Below are 4,175 nucleotides of genomic sequence, written 5' to 3' on the forward strand. Positions count from 1 at the left end.
GCCGTCAGCTCTATTGCTTCGGAAGCACGACCCTACCGCATTGATCACGCACCCGAATGCAATGTCATCATGCCCTGCGACTTCTCGCATTCGCAAACGCGGCGCGAGCGCGTTTCCAGATACTCATCACAGGAGCCCAATTCAAGACAACTCTCAATGTCCGTCGCTGGCAGCGCCGTTGCGGCGGTGAATGTCACTGGCGATCGGATCGTCGGCGGTCGACCGGCCGGTTGCCCTTCGTCCTTCTGCGGTTGCGGCGCGGCCCTGCGCGTGTTCGGTCGTTTGGTGCCGGAATTGAATCTCGCGGCCAACTGGCTGCGTTTTCCGCGTACATCGCCAGCGCCGGGAATGGTGGCGGCACGACGCGGCCACGTGTTCGTCCTGGAGCAGCACCTCGGGGGAGACATGTGGATGGCGTATGACGCCAACTCGGGCGGACACGCAACAAGAATGCACGCGCGTTCCTTGCGGGGGTATACGGTCGTCAACCCGCGCGGCACGACGAGTTGAGGGAAACGCCGACATCAATCTCGATATGTGACGGAAGCAGGAGCGAGACCTCGGCGGGCCGCCAGACTATTGGCGGCTCGCCTTCGCGCACCCCAACTGTTGACAAAGACAGGCTTATCAGACGTACAGAACTTTGTTCAGTCGCTCGAGCTGAGCATTGAATTTGCTTGGGAAGTAGACCTCGTCGCTTGTGGCGAAATCGCACATTTCTGCAAGGGCCGTGGTCCAGGCAAGGGCCCGGCCATGATTGGACTGTGCAAATGCGACCGGGTCCATCGCCGCCCGATCTGGCGTCCGTCTGTTGACTATCTGATCGTACTTTTCCCATTCGATGGCGTTGATGGCGCCACGACCGGCCAGCACACTCGTGGTGCCACCGCCCATGAGCTTGGCCATCGTTTGTTGCACCTCGTGCAGCGCTGCGGCGGCAACGTTGAGCTCGGTGCCTGCCATGATGACGAGCTTCATCGACTCGCAAGCGAGACCGGCCCACATCGCGCGCCACGCCTGGAGATCGGCGACGGCTGCGGCAATACGAGCCGTTCCGCCATATTGCTGGATTTTTCTTTCAGCGAGCTTCTGGTCTATCAAGCCGCGCGCAATGTCGGCGGCCACGCCTATCCTGTCCGTGAACTCCACATGTGCCGCGACGACCGCGACCTTTCTGCCTTCCAGCCGCTTGAACTCTTTCGCAACGGCCGTTGAGGTTGCGGCGGATACCGCTCGCCGATAGGCGTCGACGGTGGATCTGCTGTTGTGGGCTGCGTTGAGTGCGTCAGCCAGAGCGTCGAGCATGACCTTGTGGTAGGCATAGTAGGGATGCGTCGTCAGCGAGGCGCCGAGCCATTTCTTGGCGAGGTCCATGGAGATCTTGATGCCGAGCTTAAGAAGCGCGCCGTCTCGCTTCGTCTCGTCAACTGCATCCTCTACTCTGCGGACGTACTCGTAGTACTTCTTGGCTTTGTCCGCCTTGGCGAGAACTTTCGACAGCGTGCCGGGTTTCACCGGGCTCTCGTTATACTCGTGCAAGAGCGCTTGCGCCCTGGCGAGCTCGTAAGTCTTCAGTCCCTCGGACGCGAAGGTCCAGAAGCTAGCGGTGGTATCGAGGGATTTCTCTATCTTTTTATAGAAGCGTTCGTCCTCGACACTAGCTCTAACCRCCATCTCTATCTCTCCTCGCAATCGAGACCAGGCGAAATCGTCTCGTCACCCGCTGTTGGTGAGGCGGAACCTATCGCTGCTAAATTCATGGCCGCTCAGTGGTGACTCATTATCAAAGTCACGATCCGACGCCGTCATCCGATTGAAGGATATCGGCGCTGACATCTTCATGCAGGTCGGGCGGTCGAGGAGGGAGAGACGCCGACCTCGGCAGAAGAGTTTGTGCCAGCTACGAAGGCAAGCCGCGACACGTCCGTTCGCGTCGCAATGTGGTGCAGCCGAGTTGACTCTCGTGCAGGGGATTGCGTGGTCAGCCGATACCCTGCGAAGCATCCTTCATTGAGCATCGTACGGTTGCGGCGGGATGTCGTGATGCCGCTGTTTTGCCCAACGTGCCAAATGGTTTTGCAGATGCAGGAGGCATCTGCCGCCGGCCATCGGCTACATTGCATGGGGTTGTTTTCGAGTATATCGCGGAAGGCTTGCCGCGAGCGTCGCCGCGCTACGCGCTCTCCGTCTCCCGATGCACGTCGTGCACCACCAGCCCCATGCCTTGCTCGGGCATCTTGATCCAGTCGCGCCGCTTCAGCGTGCGCTTGGTGTCCTCGAAGCCGCTTGCCCAGTGCTCGCGCATCGAGGTGCCAGAGAATTCGTGGTCCTTGGCGTCGCCCTCATAAGCCTTCTGCTGGTAGATCAGATGCAGGATCGCGATCTCCGGCATATGGCAGAGGCTGGCCTTGAGATTGCGCTCCTCGTCGGTGAGTTGCTCCTCCGGCAGCTTCGCCAGGGCCTTGTAGAGCACGACCTTGAGATTGTGCGTGCGGCGATAGACGTCGGTGTTGTGGCGCGTGCGCGAGGAATACATGATGTCCTTGTGGCGGGCCATCACGTCCTGGATCGAGCGCGGCAGCACGCCGCGGGCGCTGAACAGGTCGACCTGGAACACCAGCGAGTTGAGCGCGTCCTCCTGGTCGAGCAGATGCTGGAGGGGGGTGTTGGAGACGATGCCGCCGTCCCAGAAATGATCGGTGCCGATCCGCACCATCGGCAGCGCCGGGGGCAGGGCGCCGGAGGCCATGATGTGCTCCGGCCCGATCTCGTCATGGGCGTTGTCGAAATAGATGAAGTTGCCGGAGAGCACGTTCACCGCGCCGACCGCGAAGCGGACCTTCTTCTCGTTGATGAGATCGAAGTCGACGAGCTCGCGCAGGCTCTCGCGCAGCGGCGTCGTGTCGTAATAGCTCGTCGCGGTCCTGGCGCCGATCGGGCTGAACCAGGGATTGACCTGGTGCGGGGTGAAGAAGCCGGGCTGGCCCATGGCTGACGTCATCCACGCGCTGGTGAGGTTGCGCCACTGGCGGAAGACGTCGCCATCCGGGGTGTAGTGCCAGACCTTGCGGTTGGTGATGCGCTCCCAGAAGACGCGCAGCGCATCGAGCCGCTTCTCCGGCCGGTTGCCGGCGATGATGGCGGAGTTGATCGCGCCGATCGAGACGCCGCAGACCCAGTCCGGCTCGATGCCGGCCTCGTGCAGCGCCTGATAGACGCCGGCCTGGTAGGCGCCGAGCGCGCCGCCGCCTTGCAGCACCAGTGCGACGCGATCGCAGCGCTCGGGACGCCAGCCCCGCGCGGGAGGCTGATGGGTCTGATAGCTCGGTTGCGACGTGCGGGCGTCCATGGCGATGCCTCCTGCTCACCGAACGATTGCGTCCCGCGGTGACGGCGTGATGACAAGGGTGGCAGCCGATGCATCGTCTGCATGCAGGTCAATCGCAACGGGAATGGCACGCGGGTCGTGCGCCTGACGGAAATCCTTCACATCGCGGTCAATGACGGCCGCTAGCAATCTGCATCACCGCCCGACGCTGCCGGGCAGGCATCACAGACATGAGGAGACCAGCGATGCGCAGGGAAGACGTGCTGAGACTTCCGTCCATGCCGGCCGCTGGACCGAGCTATCCGGCCGGTCCCTATCGCTTCGTCAACCGCGAATTCCTCGTCATCACCTACGAGACCGATCCGGACCTGATCCGCGCCGGCCTGCCCGAGCCGCTGGAGCCGATCGACCAGCCGATCGTGCATTACGAATGGATCAGGATGCCGGACTCCTCCGGCTTCGGCAGCTACACCGAGTCCGGGCTCGTCATCCCGGCGCGCCTGCATGGCGAGGAGGTCAATTTCGTCTCGCAGATGTATCTCGACGACGATCCGCCGATCGCCGCGGGCCGCGAGATCTGGGGGTTTCCCAAGAAATACGCCCATCCCAAACTCGAGATCGTCAAGGACACCCTGACGGGGACGCTGGAATATGCCGGCCAGCTCGTCGCCATGGGCACGATGGGCTACAAGCACGAGAGCATGGCCGGCAACGGCGATCTCACCCGCGCGACGCTGTCGAAGACGCAGGTGAATCTGAAGATGATCCCCGGCGTCGACGGCCGTCTCGAAGTCTGCCAGCTCGTCGCGATCAACCTCACCGATATCGTGCCGAAGGGCTCCTGGAT

Annotated in this window: 4 protein-coding genes; 2 read left to right on the forward strand and 2 right to left on the reverse strand. The window is 62.2% G+C overall.

The annotated features are described in order from the left end of the window. On the forward strand, nt 1-510 hold a 510-nt coding region (locus AC1D00_RS29885), incomplete at its 5' end, for a hypothetical protein (RefSeq protein ID WP_477013142.1). 117 nt (nt 511-627) lie between these two features. On the opposite strand, the gene AC1D00_RS29890 is transcribed toward AC1D00_RS29885, so the two are convergent. Beyond that, complete coding sequence (locus AC1D00_RS29890; RefSeq protein WP_477013143.1) at nt 628-1,674, reverse strand: hypothetical protein; 1,047 nt, start codon at nt 1,672-1,674, stop codon at nt 628-630. Between the two features lie 499 nt (nt 1,675-2,173). Next, complete coding sequence (locus tag AC1D00_RS29895) at nt 2,174-3,349, reverse strand: patatin-like phospholipase family protein (protein WP_404555563.1); 1,176 nt, start codon at nt 3,347-3,349, stop codon at nt 2,174-2,176. Nucleotides 3,350-3,573: 224 nt separating this feature from the next. On the opposite strand from AC1D00_RS29895, the gene AC1D00_RS29900 reads away from it, so the two are divergent. After that, nucleotides 3,574-4,175, forward strand: a 602-nt coding sequence (locus AC1D00_RS29900) for an acetoacetate decarboxylase (RefSeq protein WP_477013144.1), incomplete at its 3' end; no start/stop codon positions are given.

The sequence above is a fragment of the Bradyrhizobium sp. P2_E8 genome (assembly GCF_056403875.1).

What these genes read in the sequence shown, in the direction of transcription:
- AC1D00_RS29895 (WP_404555563.1), bottom strand. Translation starts at nt 3,349, where the DNA reads ATGGACGCCCGCACGTCGCAACCGAGCTATCAGACCCATCAGCCTCCC.